Below are 17,123 nucleotides of genomic sequence, written 5' to 3'. Positions count from 1 at the left end.
ACTACATTCGTAAGGCCCTGTCCGCGGAGCACGCATGGCATTCCTGCAGCCCGAGAATCTTGCGAGTCGAAGCGACGTGCCGGAGCGGCTGCAAGAGGTGGCTCGGCACCTTCGGGACGACTTGCCAGAGGAAGTGACTGTCTGGCTTGAGCGCACCGGGGAGGGTGAAGCGGCGGCGCTGCGGCGTGAGTTCGACGGCGCTGCGACGCCAGACGACGACAGTGACTGCTATCTGATAGTGCTCGACCCACAGGCCGGGATCGCCGTCCTGCAGGCGCCGTCGCGCCGGCAGATCAAGGCTTCTCGCCGACGACGCGTACGGCTCGACGAGGGAGCGACCCATCGATTGGTGGTGGAACGGGTGACGCAGCTTGGCGGCAGTGCCGCTGAAGCCCCGGTCGAGTCGTTGCCGGTGCGTCACGTCCTCGCGTTGCCGCAAACCAGCCACGAGCACGCAACCGATATCGACAGCCGGCTTCCGCTGCTAACGCGCGACGACTTCGAGCCGGGCACATTGCGGCCTGCACTTCAGCGAGCCATTGGCGGCCAGATTCTGCCGCTGGGCGGACCCGAGCAAGAGCGCACCCGAGCAGTGATCAAGCCCGAGATCGTCATCACGGGCAAGACAGCTGCGATGTTCCGAGAACCCGATCCTGCCAGCGAGGAGATCATTCGAACGCTCGACCGCGAGCAAGAACGCGCGGCCCGCCACTTGGGTTCCGGGTATCGGGTGATTCGTGGCGTGGCCGGCAGCGGCAAGACGCTCGTGCTCACCCACAGAGCCCGACACATCGCCCGGTACTTTCCTGATTGGCGGATCCTGTTGATGTGCTTCAACGTGCCGCTGGCCTCGGCACTGCGGGCGCAGGTGGCGGACTGCACCAACGTCTTCGTCAGGACTATCGACCAAGTGGCTCACCGATTACTGGCGGGGGCCGGCATCATCGACGACGCAGGGGCCAAGCCGGATTTTGAACAGCGGCGCCGCGACACCACAGCCTTACTCCGAACACTTACGGAGGCTCAGCGACGAGAGCGGGGCTACGACATGGTGCTCGTAGACGAGGCGCAAGACCTCGGTGCCGACGGCTTGGACATGGCATGGGAATTGTTCAAGCCTGATCGTGACCATTTTGTGATGGCATTCGACGGCGCACAGCGGGTCTACCGCGGCAACCGTCGTCGCTGGTATCCGCCGGGAATGACAGCGCAAGGGCGCACCAAGGTTTTCGATGTCAACTACCGCAATACCGAGCAGGTTCTCGAGGAGGCGCTGTTGGCGCTGGGTGATGTTGCGGAGCGAGACCGCTCTGGCAGTGACGGAGTCGATCTCGATGTCTTCGTGAAGCCGGGGAAAGCAGCTCGACGAGGATCGCTGCCGATGAGGCTTGCATGCGGGTCGATGGAAGCCGAAGCCGGTGCCATCGCCGAGCACGTAGCAAAGTTGCGAAACGGTGGTACACCCCCCGAGCACATCGCAGTGCTGTCGGGCTGGCCGGATCTTCGCGCGAATCTGATGCGGCGCATTCCTGACGCTGTAGAAGTCAAAGGTGCACAGCGCGACAAGATTGCTGATGCCGTCGGCATCGTGCCGGTCGCGACCCTGTGGATGCTCAAGGGTCTTGAGTTTCCACATGTCGTCATCGGTGGTGCCAATGACATCTGGGTCGAAAATGACGAGCCCGACGAGCAGGATCGCCAACGCCGTCGGCTGCTATATGTGGCCATGACGCGGGCCAGCGAGACGCTGACAGTCACCTACTCCGGCGAGGGAATCATGGACGACATCAGCCAACTGCCGGAACTGCGGCCGTCCCAGCCTTGATGTCGGCGCGGAACGTCGCTAGGCGATCAAGTCGACGCGCAGCGGCAGCAGATCGGCCGGCCAGGGTGCGCGTGCGGTGCGGGCATCGAGCGTCACCAAGGGAGCGTCGAGCATCACCGCCAGTGCTGCGAATGACGCGTCATACGCCGTAAAGTTCTCATGCAGTCGCCAGATCACCGGCAGCAGCAGCTCGTGCGTATGCGCCATGATGCCGAGCCGTGGGAATTCCTCTAGCGCACGCTGCCCTTGCTCGGCCGAGAGGTCTCCTCTTCGCACGTAACGCTGCAGTACATGCGCAGCTTCCACTTCGAGCAACGCGGGCGCGTGCAGCGAATCGGACGACAAGACACGCCGCTCAACGTCGGTCGCTTCGGGCAGACGAAGCAGCCAAGCGATGACGGCCGATGTATCGAGAACGATCACCTCGCGTTGCGTATCGCGCGCACCGCGTCGGCAGGCGACTCGGTTACCTCGACGCGATCAAGTGCCGCGATGCGCTCCATCATCTCCTGGCGTGTCGGCACATCGAGCGAACGGCGCAACTCGCGCAATACATACTCCGCCATCGATTGGCCTTCCAGAGCAGCGCGTGCCTTCAGCCGCCGATGCAGTTCATCTGGCATGTCTCGAATCTGCAGCGATGTCATGCAGAAATCATACTCTCATGCGGTATTCATGCAATCTCACCGGTGGAATACCGTCAGCCTGCAGACGCTCCATCGGGCGATATGCATCGAGCAATCTGGGCACTGTCGCCCGAGAGCGCCATGCACGACGGGAGATCCAACCGATGAATGCCAAGCCGACGACACAGCACCGCATCGACGGGGCGACAACCTCTTCGACACCTGGCGGCTGCGCGGACGAAGCAGCTCAGTTCGAGGAGATGGGCCTTTCGGCGGCGTGGACGTTCGAGGCATCCCACGATCCGTTCCTGCCGCTGGCACTGGCATCGGAGCGCACGGAGAGCATCGAGCTCGGCACGGCGATTGCCGTCGCCTTCGCCCGCAACCCGATGACGTGCGCAGTCACGTCGTGGGACCTGCACCGCATGAGCGGTGGCCGGTTCATCCTGGGGCTCGGCACTCAGATCCGGCCCCACATCACCAAGCGCTTCAGCGAGCAGTGGTCGCACCCCGCAGAGCGCATGCGTGAGTACATCGAGGCGGTGCGGGCCATCTGGCACACCTTCGAGACCGGTGAGCGGCTCAACCACCGCGGCGAGTTCTACACCCACACCTTGATGACGCCGTTCTTCAATCCAGGCCCGCTCGGCATGGAGCCGCCGCCGATCTACGTGGCCGGCGTGGGCCCGCGGATGGTCGAGGTGATCGGCGCCGCCGCCGACGGGTTCTTCGTCCACCCCTTCCACACGGCCCAGTTCATGTCCGATGTCACGCTGCCGGCGATGGCTGCGGGCGCCGAGTCAGCAGGGCGTGACGTCGACGATGTCACCGTTGCGTGCCTGATCATCGTCGCAATGGGCGAGGACGACGAACAGCTCGACAAGGCGCGCCGATCGGCTGCCGAGCAGCTGGCGTTCTACGGCTCGACGCCCGCCTATGCAGGTGCGCTCGATCACCACGGTTACGGCGAGCTGCAGCCGCGCCTGAACACGCTGTCCAAGCAGGGCAACTGGCGAGAGATGACCGACCTCATCGACGACGATCTGCTCGACCTCATCGTCGTGTCCGGCACGCCGTCGCAGGTCGGAGCTCAGATCGCCGAGCGCAACGCCTTCGCCGATCGCACGACGATGATGTTCTACGGCCCGTCGCCTACGAACGACGCCATTGCCGAAGCCGTCGCCGCCGCCAGCAACACATGACCCAGCCGGTCTCAGTGCCCTCGGGCCTCCGGCGACGAACCGACGGGACGCTGGCCTGCTGGTGGGGCGAAGGGCACGACGACTACGAGGCGTACCACGACACCGAGTGGGGCGTACCGGTCATCGACGACGTACGGCTCTACGAGAAGATGTGCCTGGAGGGCTTCCAGTCAGGGCTGTCATGGCTGACGATCCTGCGCAAGCGGGAGAATTTCCGGGCCGCCTTCAGCGGCTTCGACTTCGAGGCGGTGTCCCGGTTCGACGAAGCTGACGTCAGCCGATTGTTGAGCGACGCAGGCATCGTGCGGCATCGAGGCAAGATCGAGGCGACCATCAACAACGCCCGCGCTGCACTCGACACGATCGAGATGCACGGCAGCCTGGCGGCTTTTTTCTGGTCGTTCGAACCGAGCCCCGACGACCGGCCGACGGTCATCGACTACGGCACGATCACTTCGATGCCCACGACGCCTGAGTCGACGGCCCTCAGCAAGGCATTGCGCAAACTGGGCTGGCGCTTCGTCGGCCCCACCACCTGTTACGCCCTGATGCAGGCGTCAGGCATCGTCAATGACCACATCGAAGGCTGTCATCGCCGACCCGCAATTGAGACTGCCCGCGCTGCGCAAGCGCGGGAGACACACCGAGGTCGGTCAGGCTCGCCGTCAGTTTGAACCGGGTGCGATGACGGTGTCCACCATGGACACGTTCATGCCCGTGACTCGTTCAGGCTGGTCTGCGAAGACGGCCGCCCGCTCAGGCGACGCTGCGAATTCCTCGTACGCGGCTTCGTAGTCACCGGGGTGGCTGACTGCCCAGACGAGCTGATTGTTCTCACGATCGGCATACATGAACTCGACCTTGAAACCGAACTTCTCCCGCACGGCGATGATGTTGGGGAACCACTCGAGCAACGAATCCATCTGGCCCTCGACGACGTCGTAGCGGCGCAGTTGTGTTGACATGTCAGCTCCTTTGAAGTTCCTCCGGATTCTATGGAGCATCCTCTTTGGGGTGGAGAGCGACGACGCCGTCCTCGGTGGCGAGATGGGTCATGGCCACGTCGTGGGGCTCGGCAGGCAGCCGGTCAAAAATCAGCTCACGAGGTGCGATCCCGATCCGGGGGCTCTCAGCAGGCAGTCTGGCTAGTAGCTCGTCGAAGTAGCCGGCACCGTGGCCGAGACGCGTCCCGGTTCGGTCGAAGGCGATGCCCGGGACCAGCGCCAGCGCTATGTGATGGGGCTGCAACTCGAATGCGGCAGCGATCGGCTGTGGGAAGCCGAATCGGTGCTGTTCCATGGCGCCGATTGCCGGGTGCAGCGTGAGCGGACCGTCCGGGGGAGTCCGCGTCACGGCGAAGCGTTGCCAGCCCAGCGCATCGGCGAGGCCGTCAAGCGAGAGCTCCTGCGGCATCGCACGGTAGAAGAGAATCAGCCCGTTCCCGAGAGGCGAAGCGCCGCCGACCCGGTAGTTCCAGGTGTCATCGGCAGACTCGATGAAGCGGTGCAAACTTGCCACCAACGTTGCGGCGGTGCCGGGATCGACCTGGGTCTGCCGATCGCGCAGCCAGCGCCGCCACGTATCCTTGGATGCTCCCGCAGTGGGAGGCTCGCGCACCGTGCACACGCTAGATGCAGCAGATGCGACCGATCGGACTGGGGCGGCCAGCGCGGGCGGGGGCGACAGTCAATGTGGCAGTCGAGATCGCTGTGTCGGTGCAGAATCTCTACTTCTTCGATCTCGGGGATCACACGGCGATCTGGGACTGACGACGAGGGCGCGGTGCCTGCTGGTTTGCAAATCATCACTCGGCAAGGGCATCCAGATTTTCTCGATCTGCCATGGGAGCAGCCGCTCGAGCTTTGGGGCGGCACGACAGACCGGCTGATCAGCGTCCGCCGGGGACTAAGCCGCCACGTCGTGCGAATGGTCTCCTACGACGGCAGGGTCTACGCGCTCAAGGAAACCGAACAGCGGCTCGCGGAGCGCGAATATCGGGTGCTTCGACACCTCGAGGATTCGCGCCTGCCCGCTGTCAAAGCAGTCGGTGTCGTCACCGGTCGTCGCAGCCGCGATGGCCGGGATCTCAAGTCGATGCTGATCACGCGCTTCTTGGACTTCGCGCTTCCGTACCAGCACCTGTTTCGCACCACTGCGACCTCGTTGCTGCGCGATCGCCTGCTCGATGCCGCCGCCGACCCGATCGAGATCACCGATGAACTTCTTGACCGATACCGCTGGCTCTGGGCAGAGCTGACACGCGAGGACGACATCGCAGCGCATGAACGGTGGCGCATCCGCGAGCGCATCGAGCGACTGAACGCGATGGGCTTCGACGTCGAAGAGCTCTCCGTGGTGCAGTCGTCCGACGGCTCTCGGCTGCGGATCCGGCCTGTGGTGGTCGAAGAGGGCCACGCACACCTGCGACTACGGCGACTGACTGGTCTCGAGGTCCAAGAGAACCAGGCACGGACGCTGCTCAACGCGGTCGACGCGTACGGGCTGGCGCTCGAACGAGAAGCAGGTCATGTGCTGCCCGAGTCGGTGAAGGCCTACCGGTGGCTATCCGAGCGGTACGAGCCGGTGATTGCTGCGATTCCAGACCGGTATCGGGACCGTCTCGACGACGCCCAGCTGATCTACGAGTTCATCGAGCATCGGTTTGAGCGCTCGAAAGCGGCTGGCCGTCAGGTCGAGAACGACGAGGCGATGGTCACCTTTGTCGACGAGGTGCTCGAGCGGCTGCCCCGAGAGCGGACGCTCATCGATCATGACGGAGGCAATGACCCCGGCGATGTCTTGCTGGGGGCGCCTGAGCTGGGGGCGCCTGAGGCACCCACCCCAACCGCAGGCGAGGCGTAGGCTGCGCGCAGTGGGGATCGGGGAAGTCACGCTTCCGCCGCTGTACGAGCGTCCGTCTCGGCCGCTGGCCATGACGCGCTGGCTGGTCACCAGGTATTTCTGGTGGCAGAACGCGCTCTGGATTGTCATCGGCGTTGTGGCGTGGACGTGGCTGACGCCATCGCTCGACCGGTTCGCCGCGCCCGCCCCGTGGGCGGTCGCGCTGGTGTATGCGCGCAACGTCGGGCTCATGGTCGTCATTGTCGGCGGTTTGCACTGGTGGCTGTACATGCGGCGCTCCCAAGGGACGCAGCACAAGTACGACGAACGATGGCTGTCAGTCGGGCGGCGCCCGTTCCTGTTCCGGCATCAGACACGCGACAACGTGTTCTGGTCGCTGGTGAGTGCCTGCTCGATCGCAGCGCTGTACGAGTCGCTGATGCTGTGGCTGTATGCCAACGACCTGATCTGGACGATCCCGGCCCGCAGCAGCCTTCTGTATGCAGTTGCGTTGACGTTTGCCATGTTCCCGCTGGTGTCAGTGCACTTCTACGCCAACCACCGACTGCTGCACACCCAGCTCCTGTACCGCACGGCGCATTCGCTGCATCACCACAACGTGAACATCGGTCCGTGGACCGGCGTTGCCATGCACCCCGTTGAGCACGTGCTGTATTTCTCAGCGCCGCTCATGTTCCTGCTGATACCGGGCAACCCGTACCTCGTGACGCTGACTGCCACGTACCTGCTGCTGTCACCTGCACCGTCGCATTCGGGCTTCGACCGCTACGTGATCGCCGGCGGGCGCACCATTGCAGGCGGCGATCGCTTCCACACGCTTCACCACCGTTACTTCGACTGCAACTACGGCACGTCGCTGGTGCCCATGGACAAGTGGTTCGGGACGTGGCACGACGGCAGCGACGCCGCCACCGAGCGCGTCGTCGAGCGCCGCCGCCGACTCGCCGCCCGCTAGGCGATCCGGTCAAGCAAGCCTGTTCAGGACATCGGCGGATAGGCACAGACGTCATAGCTGCGATGAAATTCGCACATCGTGCGGCGCAGCCTGTTCGTAGGGTGATCCGCGAGGCGGGTTGCTGTCACGACATTGACAGGCCAGCGCAGCGACCCGCCTCACTTGTCGGATCCGCAGAGCCACGGTACCACGCTGCGGCACCGAATCTGCCGCCCGACGCATTGGGCGCTGTGCCCGTCAGGCGATGGTCTCGGGCTCGGTGGTGACGAGCAGTTCGGCCACCGACGCGGTGTTGGGCAAGCGCAGGATGGTCGCGACCGTGTGAGCAAGGTCGTCCGCCTGGATCATGATCGAGGGGTCGACGCCGAATTCTGCGGTCATGTCGGTCTGCACGTAGCCAGGACACACTGCGGTGCAACGGATCCCGTCAGGGAACGTCGCGTGGCGGACCGAATGGTGCAGCGACATCGCGGCGTGCTTGCTCATGGCATAGCCAGGGGCGAAGGTGCCGCGCACCCGTTTGCCCGACATGGAGATCACGTTCACGATGCGTCCTTCGCCGCTGTGACGCAGGTGCGGCAGCGCAGCCCGGATCATGCGGAACGGGCCCTTCGCGTTGACCTCCCACAGCAGGTCGAGAGTCTCCTCGGTCAGCTCATCGAGGGTGTCGGTCGAGGCGACGCCCGCATTGTTGACGAGGCAGTCGATGCGGCCATGGGCGTCGAGCGTCTCCGCGGTCCAGCGTTGCGCGCCGGCTCGGTCGGTCACCTCGTAGTGGTGCAGGCTCACTGCGGGACCACCGCTCCAATCGGTCCGATACGCCGCGGCCGACTCCTCGAGCGACGAGAAGTCGCGGGCCCCTAGTGACAGCGCCCAGCCGTCGGCATGCAGGGCCGCGGCGAGTGCTGCGCCGATGCCTCGGTTGGCTCCGCTGATCATCGCTACGCATCCGGTGATATCTCGCATCTCGCACCCCTTCGGGCGGGTCATCCGGGCATGCAGCAATGCCCCGCAGTAGCGTTCCCAAGCGGCCCCGGCGCCAAACCCGGCACGCCGAAGGGGAGGCTAGGGCGATGGTGCAGAGCTTGTCGGCGGGCGGCGAGGGGGCTGCATACCTCCCAGGCACGCCCGAGCGCGACGAACTGGCACGCCGAACCATCCGGGTACTGCAACTCGGCGTCATCCCCGGCGGGTTGGCCATGACGGCGTCGTTCTCCGCGGCGACCCTGATTGCGCAGCAGATGACCGGGGACGAGTCGAAAGCCTCCCTCGCGGCCGTGTGCCTCAGCCTCGGCGGCACGCTTGCCGGCATCCCGCTGGCCGCCGTCATGGCGCGCCATGGGCGCCGCGCCGGACTGGCCGGCGGCTATCTGATCGGCGCCGCGGGTGCCGCCATTGCGATGCTGTCGAGCTTCGTCGGGCGCTACTCAGTGCTCGTTGTGGGGATGGTGATGATCGGCACAGGCCAAGCCGCCAACTTGGCCTCCCGCTACGCGGGCGCCGACCTGGCGACCGACGAGACCCGCGCCCGGTCAATCAGCCTCGTGCTGTGGGCGAGCACCATCGGATCAGTACTCGGGCCCACGGTGGGGTTGGGGGCGAAGAGCCTTTTTGCCGACAGCGACTCCCTGAGTGGATTCGCGTTGCCCTATGTGCTGGCGCTGGGGCTCTTCTTGATTGCGGCCCTGAACATTTCCCGACGGCTGCGCCCCGATCCGCTGCACGTAGTGGCGGTGGATGCGGGGTCGGTGGGGGTGAAGCTGCCGAGCCTGGCCGAAGCGGGGCGCATCTTTGCCCACCCGGTGGCCTCGATCGCCCTCATCGGGATGATGCTGTCGCAGGCCGTGATGGTGGGCGTGATGACGGTGTCGCCGATTCACATGTTCCAAGGCGACCAGAACTCCTTCATCATCGGCATCATGCTGTCGCTTCACATCGCCGGCATGTTCGCGTTCTCGCCATACGTCGGGTGGTTGGTCGACCGGGTCGGCGGCCAGATCATGATCGTCCTCGGTGCGCTCGTACTCGCCGTCGGCGCTGCGACCGCCGCCAATACCGAGGCTGAGCACGCCACTGGCTTGCTCTCTGGGCTGTTTCTTGTCGGAATCGGCTGGAGCTGCTGCGTGGTCGCCGCGAGTTCGCTGCTGACTGCCTCATTCCCGGTCGAGCGGCGTGTGGGCGTACAGGGCACCGTCGACGTGCTCATGACGGCATTCGGCACTGCCGCCGGGGTGAGTTCAGGCTTGGCGGTGAAGCACCGCGCGTACTCCGATCTCGCCAGCTGGGGTGCCTGGGTGGCCGTGGTGTTGGGCATCGCGGCCGCGTTCATGCTGGTCCGGAACTTTCGAGTGACCCGGCGCATCACCCTGTAAGCGCGAATGGATAGGCGTGATGCCTGCCGACCGTGACTGCCCCGACCTTGTGCAGAAATGCCGCTGCAGGCGGCAATTTTGCGCAGAGAATTGCTTGGCGTTGGACGTTGTGCAGAAATGCCGCCACAGACAGCAAATCTGCACACAGAAAGCGTGACAGTCGATTGCGGAGTCGCAGCGTTTAGAACAGCCCGTCGAGGCCGGCAGCGAGCTTGGATTCGGGCACTGGCGGCTGGGCAGTGATGCGCGACAGGAACGACACAGAGACGTAGCCACCCATGACTGCGCCGGTGTCGACCTCGACGGGCATGTCGACCGCATCGCCCCAGTTCATCGCGACCCGGAAGGCATCTGCGTTGTCGGGGTGCGGTTCGAGGTTGACCGAGGTGATCGAGCGGGGTGGCAGGGTGCCGATTTCGGTGTATCGCCAACCCTTCATGTCTGTGACCTCAAGGTTCGGCACGTTCAGGTTCACCGCCCACGCGGTGTCGTGGTCGTCGGCGAGCAGGCCGCCGACGACGGCGCTTGCGACCTCGGCTGCCGAGTGCCACTTCTGGTCGGCGATGGCCTCTTCCCAACCCTGACCTTCCACGCCGAACCCGTCGACGGTCTGGCTGACTGCCAAGCCCGGAATGCTGCCATTGCGACCCGTCAGCACCGCTCCGACGGTGCCGGAGTGATACACGGACCGGCCCACGTTCGCGCCCGGGTTGATTCCGGACACCACCAGGTCGACCGGCCCGAAGGCGCCGAGCCGCGCGAACATCACGCACAGCGCCGGTGCTCCTGAGACTGCCCACGCATCTTCGATGCCTTCGAAGCGAACCTTGTGAACTTCGGGATCCATCAGGTGCAGGGGACCGATCGCTGCGCCAGCGCCGGAGTACTCCGAGTCCGGTGCGACCACCGCAACATCACCGTGGGCCGTCATGGCGCTCGCAAGGACGTACAGGCCCTCCGAGGAGATGCCGTCGTCGTTGGTCACCAGGATCCGCACCGTGTCGAAGGTACCGCCCGCTGGTGACATGTCGACGTATGGCCCGCAAACGGGTGATGCCGCAGGGCTGACACCCAGTTGACAGGCGATGCCACGCTGCGTCGAGCCAATGGCTCTGGGCCGAGGTCCCCAGCCGGAGTCTCCGGCAGCGTGCCGTGGCAAGCTGTTCCGCTGTGAAGGGGCGGGCCGAAACTGGGGTGACGAAGGCGTCGCCAGAGGCCGGGCGCACGTTGCGGGTCCTGCACACGTCCGACGTTCACATCGGCCATGTGCGTGGACCCCACGGGGCGCACCGCGACGTGTGTCAGTGCCCCATATGGGCCCTAGCCGAAACGGCTGTGCACCACGGAGCAGATGTGTTGCTGATCGCCGGCGACCTGTTCGACCACGCCCGGCTGAAGAGGTCCGATGTTACGCACACGATGGAACTGCTCGGTGGTGTCGACGCGTCAGTGGTGATCATTCCCGGCAACCACGACGTTCACGACGAGCGGACCTTGTGGGGCACCCACGCCGACCACGAGCATCGGCTGGAGGTCACCGGTGCTGGCGTGATCTTTCTCGACGACCCCGAGGGTGCCACGCTGCACTTCGGCGAGCACGACCTGACTTTGTGGGGCCGCGCCATGGACTCGCATGACTCCGACTACCGCCCCCTCGCCGGCGTGCCGTCCCGTCCCGATGACGGCTGGTTCATCGCTGCGGGGCACGGACATTTCCAGCGCACTGCCGACGATGCGCACCGGTCATCGCCGATCGCCGCCGCAGAGATCGAAGCCACCGGCGCCGACTACGTAGCACTCGGCCACTGGCACGTGCCCACCGACGTCTCGGTCGGCGAGGTCATCGCCTGGTACCCGGGCGCCCCGATGGGCATACCGTCGAACGGGACAGCGTGCTTGGTCACCTTTGAACAGTCCACCGACGGCCGTGCTGGAACAGTCTCGGTTGACCACGTAGCCGTCATGCCACCCCCCGATGGCTGCGCCGAGGAGCCGGCTTGAAACTTCTGCAATTCATGTCGTTGCGGAAACTTCGCTGAGCATCCTTCCGTCATGGAAGGTGCTGCGGAATGGACCGCCCACCGATCTCAGCCGCAGGTGACTACAGGTCGGCCGCGGTGCGCTCGATGCGACGTTGCAGTGACTCGCATTCGGTCATGTGGCGCATGGCCTCGGATTTTGCACTTCCGTAATCCTCGGCGACCTGGCGGGCAAGGTCCGAGTCGTCGTAGGTGGCGGGATCGCCGAGGCGCGCCTGCAATTCTGCGACCCGGTGCTCGGCGGATTCCCAGGCACGCTCGGCGGCCGCCAGCGCCCGGCGCAGCTCCGCGGTCGCATCGTGGGCAGCCCGGCGCTTGCTGGCCCCCTCGCGGCGGCGCTCAGCAGCGGCCGCTCGGGATGTCGGTGCTCCGGTGACGGCGCCGGATCGACCGCTGGACCTGCCTGCGGCGCCGCGCCGACCATCGGCGTTCTGTGTGCTGGTGCTTCCTGCGGTGCTCCCTCCGGCGGTCCGTCTCGAACTCAGCCCAGGCGGCCGCAGCAGGTCCTCGTCGACGCCCGGGTGCAGGGTGGCGGTGCCGTCGCGCACCACGATCAGCGAGTCGGCCACGCTGCGGATGAGATGGCGGTCGTGGGTCACCAGCAGCACCGTGCCCGGATAGACCGACAGCGCATCCTCCAGCAGGTCGCAGCTCGGCAGGTCGAGGTGGTTCGTCGGCTCGTCGAGCACGAGCAGGTTGACGGGATTCGCCATGGTGATCCCGAGTGCCAGCCGCGTGCGCTCGCCGCCGGACAGGTCGGCCACCTTGCGATCCGCGGCGTCGCCTGGGAAGCCGAAACCGCCGAGCATCGTTCGCACGTTCCGCCCCGGCCGGTCGCCCACCGATGCGGTGAACTCCTCCACTACCGACCGGCGGGGGTCCATGACCTCCGTGAGGTGCTGAGCGAAGGTGGCCATGTCCACGTTGCGCCCTCGGTGCAGCTCGCCGCCTTGGATCCCCAGTTCGCCCTGCAGCACCCGCAGCAGCGTTGTCTTGCCTGCGCCGTTGGGTCCGACCACGCCCACCTTGGTGCCGCGTTCGATGACCAGGTCCACCCCTTCGAGCACCGGCGCATCGCCGTCGTCATAGCCGAGGACAGCGTCAATCAGCTCCACGACCACCCGCGACGAGCGCCGCGGCGTGCCGAACCCGAAGCGAGCTGCCAACTCCTTGCGGCTCGGAACCTCGACCGGCGCCAGCTTGTCGAGCGCTTTGATCCGGCTCTGCACCTGGCGGGCTTTGCTGGCCTTGTAGCGGAATCGCTCGATGAACCGCTCCGTGTGCGCCCGGCGGCGTGACTGCGTGGCCGCGGCCGCTTCCGCGGCTGCGATGCGCTCCTCGCGAGCAGCAACGAACTCCGCGAAGCCGCCGACGTGCTCGTGCGCGCTGACGCCGTCCATCTCGATGACCCGATTGGCGACCGCGTCGATGAAGTCGCGGTCGTGGCTGACGAACAGCAGCCCGCCGTCCCACGAGGCGAGCTGGTCTTCCAGCCAGGCCACCGAGTCCACATCGAGGTGGTTGGTGGGCTCGTCTGCCAGCAGAACATCGGGCTTCGCCAGAAGCAGCTGCGCCAGCGCGACCCGCATCCGCCAGCCGCCCGACAGCTGCGCGACGGGCCGCTGAGCGTCGTCGGGAGCGAAGCCCAGCCCGGCGAGCACCCGGTGGGCTTCGGCTTCGAATCCGTACCCGCCGATCTGACGGAAGTGGGCCTCCCGCTCGCCGTAGCGGGCAAGCACGTCGTCGTGGTCGGCAGCGTCGACATCGGCCAGCCGCGCCTCCAGCGAGCGCAGCTCGGCGGTCATCGCGGTGATGTCGCCTGCGCCGGCCAGCGTCGCCTCGAGCACGGTGCCCTCAGTGATCTCGTCGAGCTCCTGGGGCAGGTAGCCGAGGGTCAGCCCACTCTGGCGGTGGATCTCGCCCTCATCTGGCTCGGCGATGCCCGCCAGGATCTCGAGCAGCGTTGTCTTGCCGACTCCGTTGCCCCCCACCAGCGCCACTCGCCGCCCTGCCGCGAGCTGCACGCTGACATCGGCGAACAGCCGCCGCGGCGGGTACGACTTGGCAAGCGACGAGGCCCACAGCACGGCCTGAGTCTGCCGGTGGGCCAGCCTGCCGGCGCATGAGGCACGCGCCGGCCCGCAGGCGGCGCCCGGGACGGGTTGTGATTCTGCGACGATGGGCGCCGTGAAAGAACCGCACACTGACCGCTCTGGTGCCGACGGCTTCAGCTGGCGGCGGGTGATCGGGCTGTTCGGGCCGCATCGTGGTCGCGTCATCGGCGTCGCGCTCTTGGTGTTCTTCGTAGCCGGCTTGGGAATTGTCAACCCCCTGCTCCTACGGGTGGTGTTCGACGAAGGGCTGTTCGCTCCCGCCGGCGTCGACTTGGGATTGGTGCTGCTGCTGGCTGCCGTCATGGTTGCGACATCGGTGGTTTCGGGCACATTGGAGGTGTTCCAAACCGTCGCCACCAACCGCCTCGGTCAGGGTGTGCTGCGGGATCTGCGCAACATGCTGTACGCGCATCTGCAGCATCTCTCGGTGAGCTTCTATGCCAGCACACGCACCGGCGATCTGCAGTCACGGATCAACAGCGATGTGGGAGGCATTCAGACGGCGGTAACCAGCACGATCACCTCGGTGCTGTCGAATGCCGTGACGTTCGTGGGCGCCCTCGTCGCGATGGCATTGCTGTCGGTTCCGCTGACGGTGCTGTCATTGGCCACCGTGCCGATCTACGTGTACGCGACCAGGGTCGTCGGCCGTCGCCGGGAGCGGTACACCCACGAGACTCAAACCGCCACCGCTGAGATGAGCGTCATCACCCAAGAGACGCTGTCCGTGTCGGGCATCACGCTGTCGAAGCTGTTCGGGCGTTCGGATGCAGAAATCGCTCGATTCGCGGCTGCCAATGAGCGGTTGGCTCAGGCCGCGACCAAGCAGCAGTCCATCGGGTATGCCTTCTTCTCCGTGATCGGCACGTTCATGTCTGTGGCGCCAATCGCCACGTATCTGGTGGCGGCATTGCTGTTGCGCCGCGACTTTGCCCTCACGGCAGGCACGGTCGTGGCGGTCACCACCCTGCAGAGCCGGTTGTTCTATCCGGTGGCTCGTCTGCTGGAGACAACCGTGGAGCTGCAGTCCTCTCGGGCGCTCTTCCGCCGCATCTTCGGCTATCTCGACACGCCGATCGATATCGCCGATGTCGAGAATCCTGTCTCGCTGGTGCCTGCGACGACTCAAGGCGAGGTCCGGTTCGACCATGTGCATTTCGCGTACGGGTCCGATCCCGGTCACGAAGCACTTCAAGACGTGACGCTCACGGCATCACCGCGCCAGCTCATCGCATTCGTCGGGCCGTCGGGAAGCGGCAAGACCACCATCTTGAATCTTGCCGCTCGCCTCTACGACCCCACGCGGGGCTCGATCACCATCGACGGCACCGACTTGCGGCAGATCGCGCTCGCCTCGCTGCCCCGAGCAGTCGGCTTTGTCACCCAGGAGAGCTACCTGTTCGCGGGGACGCTGCGGGACAATCTGGTCTACGGCAGCCCGACGGCGACTGACGAGGAGATCGAGAAGGCGTGCCGAGCGGCGGCCATCCACGACCGGATCGTCGAGTTGCCCGCCGGCTATGACACCGGTGTCGGCGAGCGCGGCACCCGGCTGTCGGGCGGCGAGCGCCAGCGGGTCGCTATCGCCAGGGTGCTGCTCGCCGATCCACGGGTGCTGGTGCTCGACGAAGCCACTTCCGCGCTCGACACCGCCTCAGAACGGCGCATTCAAGAAGCGCTCGGTGAGTTGCTGAGGAGCCGGACGACGCTGGCGGTCGCGCACCGACTCTCGACGATCCAGGCCGCCGACACGATCCATGTCATCAACCACGGGAAGATTGTCGAGAGCGGCGACCACGACACCTTGCTGGCGGCCGGTGGCGTCTATGCCGGCCTGTACTTCGAGCAATACGGCGGCGGCACTATCGAGGCGATGTGCCACGACGGTGTGGTCTACGCCAACGGCAGCTGCAGCTACTTCGAGAACCGCGACTTCGAACGCAGGCTCACGAGCCTGCAGAGTCGTTGAACACGGCGAGTGTCGTGTACCCAGAGCGGAGTGCTACGCGAATTGGGGGGCCACGTCGGCCATGAAGGCGCGCAGCGCGTCGAGGCGGCCCTCGATGCCGCCGCGCGCCACTGGGTCGAGCACTAGGTGCGTCACGCCGGTATCTGCGACGTGGCCCACGCTGTCGATCATCTGCTCGGTGCTGCCGGCAATCGACACGGCCGGCTTCATCGCCGACGCCGGGTCGAGGTAGTAACGCAACGACAGGGTGATCTCGTTGCGATCGCGGCCGGCAGCATCGCATGCCTCACCCACCTGCGACCAGCCGGCCGTGACGTCGTCCAGCGGTTCGAATGCCGCATGGAAGCCGTGCCCGTACCGCGCCACACGCCGATACGCAGCCGCCGAATTGCCGCCCACCCACACTGGTACCGGGTCCTGTACGGGCTTGGGCTCGAAGCCGACCGCCGGGAACGAATAGAACTCACCGTCGAAGCTCGGGTCGTCTTCGGAGAACAACGTGCGGAACACTTCGAGCTGCTCGTCAGAGCGCTTGCCGCGGCGCTCCCACGGCATGCCCAGCACCTCGGCTTCCTCGCGCATCCAGCCCACGCCCACGCCCAGGATCAGCCGGCCATTCGACAGCACGTCGATGGTCGCCAGACGCTTCGCCGTCTCGACCGGTGGTCGGTAGGGAAGGATCAGCACGCTGAAACCCAACCGCAGGTTCTCGGTGACCGCTGCAACGAATTGCAGCGTGCCGATGGGGTCGAGCCATCCGGTCTTCGGCGGCGCCGGGAACGAACCGTCGTCAGAGTAGGGATAGTGCGAGACCAGCTCGGCGGGCCAACAGACATGATCGGACGCCCAGCCAGAAGCGAAGCCGAGCTGATCGACTTCCGAGGCGAACGTGATGAGCCCGTCGCGTGTACCGACGCGTCCCAAGTGCGGCAGAGTGACTCCCCATTCCATGGGCCGACACGCTATTCCGAGCCGCTTGAGCGTGCCGTGCAATCGAAATTCCATCGTCCAAGTCCGGGATTGTCACAGGATCGTCGCAAGTCAGCGAAACACGCTCTGCGCAACGCGATTACTCTCGCGCGAACCGCCGCGGCGGTCTTTGGGGGACGGTCGAGGGCCACGGCCCTCGTCGTCCATCTTGCGATGCTGCGGTGGCTGC

At 65.8% G+C, this 17,123-nt stretch carries 17 protein-coding genes; 9 read left to right on the top strand and 8 right to left on the bottom strand.

Annotated features, from left to right (window positions below; translation table 11 throughout):
• The first annotated feature begins 34 nt into the window (after nt 1-34).
• On the top strand, nt 35-1,825 hold the full coding sequence (locus tag ACOCMM_RS17000) for a 3'-5' exonuclease (RefSeq protein WP_419554313.1): 1,791 nt from the start codon (nt 35-37) through the stop codon (nt 1,823-1,825).
• An 18-nt stretch (nt 1,826-1,843) separates the two neighbouring features.
• On the opposite strand, the gene ACOCMM_RS16995 is transcribed toward ACOCMM_RS17000, so the two are convergent.
• Entirely contained in the window at nt 1,844-2,248 is a 405-nt protein-coding gene (locus tag ACOCMM_RS16995) for a type II toxin-antitoxin system VapC family toxin (RefSeq protein WP_419554312.1), read from the bottom strand.
• Nucleotides 2,245-2,472 (bottom strand): FitA-like ribbon-helix-helix domain-containing protein, encoded by a 228-nt coding sequence (locus tag ACOCMM_RS16990; RefSeq protein ID WP_419554311.1) that lies wholly within the window; start codon nt 2,470-2,472, stop codon nt 2,245-2,247. The genes ACOCMM_RS16995 and ACOCMM_RS16990 overlap by 4 nt, the downstream gene beginning before the upstream one ends.
• Before the next feature lie 143 nt (nt 2,473-2,615).
• Between ACOCMM_RS16990 and ACOCMM_RS16985 the strand changes: the two genes are divergently transcribed.
• Together ACOCMM_RS16985 and ACOCMM_RS16980 are read left to right on the top strand one after the other, a co-directional pair.
• Entirely contained in the window at nt 2,616-3,653 is a 1,038-nt protein-coding gene (locus tag ACOCMM_RS16985) for a TIGR03617 family F420-dependent LLM class oxidoreductase (protein ID WP_419554310.1), read from the top strand.
• The gene (locus tag ACOCMM_RS16980) at nt 3,650-4,327 is read left to right on the top strand and encodes a DNA-3-methyladenine glycosylase I (protein ID WP_419554309.1); all 678 of its coding nucleotides are present in this window, start codon (nt 3,650-3,652) and stop codon (nt 4,325-4,327) included. The genes ACOCMM_RS16985 and ACOCMM_RS16980 overlap by 4 nt, the downstream gene beginning before the upstream one ends.
• Here the strand turns inward: ACOCMM_RS16980 and ACOCMM_RS16975 are convergent.
• Both ACOCMM_RS16975 and ACOCMM_RS16970 read right to left on the bottom strand, forming a co-directional pair.
• Nucleotides 4,319-4,618: a hypothetical protein gene (locus ACOCMM_RS16975; RefSeq protein ID WP_419554308.1), complete on the bottom strand. Its 300-nt coding sequence runs from the start codon at nt 4,616-4,618 to the stop codon at nt 4,319-4,321. The two genes, ACOCMM_RS16980 and ACOCMM_RS16975, sit on opposite strands and share 9 nt — an antisense overlap.
• A gap of 28 nt (nt 4,619-4,646) precedes the next feature.
• On the bottom strand, nt 4,647-5,270 hold the full coding sequence (locus ACOCMM_RS16970) for a 5-formyltetrahydrofolate cyclo-ligase (protein ID WP_419554307.1): 624 nt from the start codon (nt 5,268-5,270) through the stop codon (nt 4,647-4,649).
• 23 nt (nt 5,271-5,293) lie between these two features.
• On the opposite strand from ACOCMM_RS16970, the gene ACOCMM_RS16965 reads away from it, so the two are divergent.
• From ACOCMM_RS16965 to ACOCMM_RS16955, 3 genes are all read left to right on the top strand, one after another.
• Nucleotides 5,294-5,422, top strand: coding sequence for a hypothetical protein (locus tag ACOCMM_RS16965; RefSeq protein WP_419554306.1), 129 nt, complete (start codon nt 5,294-5,296; stop codon nt 5,420-5,422).
• 157 nt (nt 5,423-5,579) lie between these two features.
• Nucleotides 5,580-6,515 carry a DUF4032 domain-containing protein gene (locus ACOCMM_RS16960; RefSeq protein ID WP_419554906.1) on the top strand — a complete coding sequence of 312 codons (936 nt, stop codon included), beginning with the start codon at nt 5,580-5,582 and terminating at the stop codon, nt 6,513-6,515.
• 10 nt (nt 6,516-6,525) lie between these two features.
• On the top strand, nt 6,526-7,470 hold the full coding sequence (locus ACOCMM_RS16955) for a sterol desaturase family protein (protein WP_419554305.1): 945 nt from the start codon (nt 6,526-6,528) through the stop codon (nt 7,468-7,470).
• Between the two features lie 237 nt (nt 7,471-7,707).
• Here the strand turns inward: ACOCMM_RS16955 and ACOCMM_RS16950 are convergent, their stop codons facing one another.
• Complete coding sequence (locus ACOCMM_RS16950; RefSeq protein ID WP_419554304.1) at nt 7,708-8,436, bottom strand: SDR family NAD(P)-dependent oxidoreductase; 729 nt, start codon at nt 8,434-8,436, stop codon at nt 7,708-7,710.
• Between the two features lie 107 nt (nt 8,437-8,543).
• Between ACOCMM_RS16950 and ACOCMM_RS16945 the strand changes: the two genes are divergently transcribed.
• Complete coding sequence (locus tag ACOCMM_RS16945; protein WP_419554303.1) at nt 8,544-9,842, top strand: MFS transporter; 1,299 nt, start codon at nt 8,544-8,546, stop codon at nt 9,840-9,842.
• A 181-nt stretch (nt 9,843-10,023) separates the two neighbouring features.
• Here ACOCMM_RS16945 and surE read toward each other — a convergent pair whose 3' ends face one another.
• Nucleotides 10,024-10,869 carry a 5'/3'-nucleotidase SurE gene (gene surE / locus ACOCMM_RS16940; RefSeq protein ID WP_419554302.1) on the bottom strand — a complete coding sequence of 282 codons (846 nt, stop codon included), beginning with the start codon at nt 10,867-10,869 and terminating at the stop codon, nt 10,024-10,026.
• Nucleotides 10,870-11,012: 143 nt separating this feature from the next.
• Between surE and ACOCMM_RS16935 the strand changes: the two genes are divergently transcribed.
• A complete protein-coding gene (locus tag ACOCMM_RS16935) occupies nt 11,013-11,843 on the top strand; it encodes a metallophosphoesterase family protein (protein ID WP_419554301.1) in 831 nt (276 codons plus the stop codon).
• A 100-nt stretch (nt 11,844-11,943) separates the two neighbouring features.
• On the opposite strand, the gene ACOCMM_RS16930 is transcribed toward ACOCMM_RS16935, so the two are convergent.
• A complete protein-coding gene (locus tag ACOCMM_RS16930) occupies nt 11,944-13,968 on the bottom strand; it encodes an ABC-F family ATP-binding cassette domain-containing protein (RefSeq protein ID WP_419554300.1) in 2,025 nt (674 codons plus the stop codon).
• A 91-nt stretch (nt 13,969-14,059) separates the two neighbouring features.
• Between ACOCMM_RS16930 and ACOCMM_RS16925 the strand changes: the two genes are divergently transcribed.
• Nucleotides 14,060-15,964 carry an ABC transporter ATP-binding protein gene (locus tag ACOCMM_RS16925; protein WP_419554299.1) on the top strand — a complete coding sequence of 635 codons (1,905 nt, stop codon included), beginning with the start codon at nt 14,060-14,062 and terminating at the stop codon, nt 15,962-15,964.
• A 33-nt stretch (nt 15,965-15,997) separates the two neighbouring features.
• On the opposite strand, the gene ACOCMM_RS16920 is transcribed toward ACOCMM_RS16925, so the two are convergent.
• Nucleotides 15,998-16,915 carry an LLM class F420-dependent oxidoreductase gene (locus ACOCMM_RS16920; RefSeq protein WP_419554298.1) on the bottom strand — a complete coding sequence of 306 codons (918 nt, stop codon included), beginning with the start codon at nt 16,913-16,915 and terminating at the stop codon, nt 15,998-16,000.
• Nucleotides 16,916-17,123 lie beyond the last annotated feature (208 nt).

The sequence above is a fragment of the Candidatus Poriferisodalis sp. genome (assembly GCF_965198245.1).
Lineage (GTDB): Bacteria > Actinomycetota > Acidimicrobiia > Acidimicrobiales > Poriferisodalaceae > Poriferisodalis.
This window is presented reverse-complemented; position numbering and strand designations above follow the sequence as displayed.

Bases quoted from the DNA above. Each gene is read 5' to 3' on its own strand.
- ACOCMM_RS16975 (WP_419554308.1), bottom strand. From the start codon at position 4,618: ATGTCAACACAACTGCGCCGCTACGACGTCGTCGAGGGCCAGATGGAT.
- ACOCMM_RS16950 (WP_419554304.1), bottom strand. From the start codon at position 8,436: ATGCGAGATATCACCGGATGCGTAGCGATGATCAGCGGAGCCAACCGA.
- ACOCMM_RS16925 (WP_419554299.1), top strand. From the start codon at position 14,060: ATGGGCGCCGTGAAAGAACCGCACACTGACCGCTCTGGTGCCGACGGC.
- ACOCMM_RS16990 (WP_419554311.1), bottom strand. From the start codon at position 2,472: ATGACATCGCTGCAGATTCGAGACATGCCAGATGAACTGCATCGGCGG.
- ACOCMM_RS16980 (WP_419554309.1), top strand. From the start codon at position 3,650: ATGACCCAGCCGGTCTCAGTGCCCTCGGGCCTCCGGCGACGAACCGAC.
- ACOCMM_RS16945 (WP_419554303.1), top strand. From the start codon at position 8,544: ATGGTGCAGAGCTTGTCGGCGGGCGGCGAGGGGGCTGCATACCTCCCA.
- ACOCMM_RS16985 (WP_419554310.1), top strand. From the start codon at position 2,616: ATGAATGCCAAGCCGACGACACAGCACCGCATCGACGGGGCGACAACC.
- ACOCMM_RS16920 (WP_419554298.1), bottom strand. From the start codon at position 16,915: ATGGAATGGGGAGTCACTCTGCCGCACTTGGGACGCGTCGGTACACGC.
- ACOCMM_RS16965 (WP_419554306.1), top strand. From the start codon at position 5,294: ATGCGACCGATCGGACTGGGGCGGCCAGCGCGGGCGGGGGCGACAGTC.
- ACOCMM_RS16960 (WP_419554906.1), top strand. From the start codon at position 5,580: ATGGTCTCCTACGACGGCAGGGTCTACGCGCTCAAGGAAACCGAACAG.
- ACOCMM_RS17000 (WP_419554313.1), top strand. From the start codon at position 35: ATGGCATTCCTGCAGCCCGAGAATCTTGCGAGTCGAAGCGACGTGCCG.
- surE (WP_419554302.1), bottom strand. From the start codon at position 10,869: ATGTCACCAGCGGGCGGTACCTTCGACACGGTGCGGATCCTGGTGACC.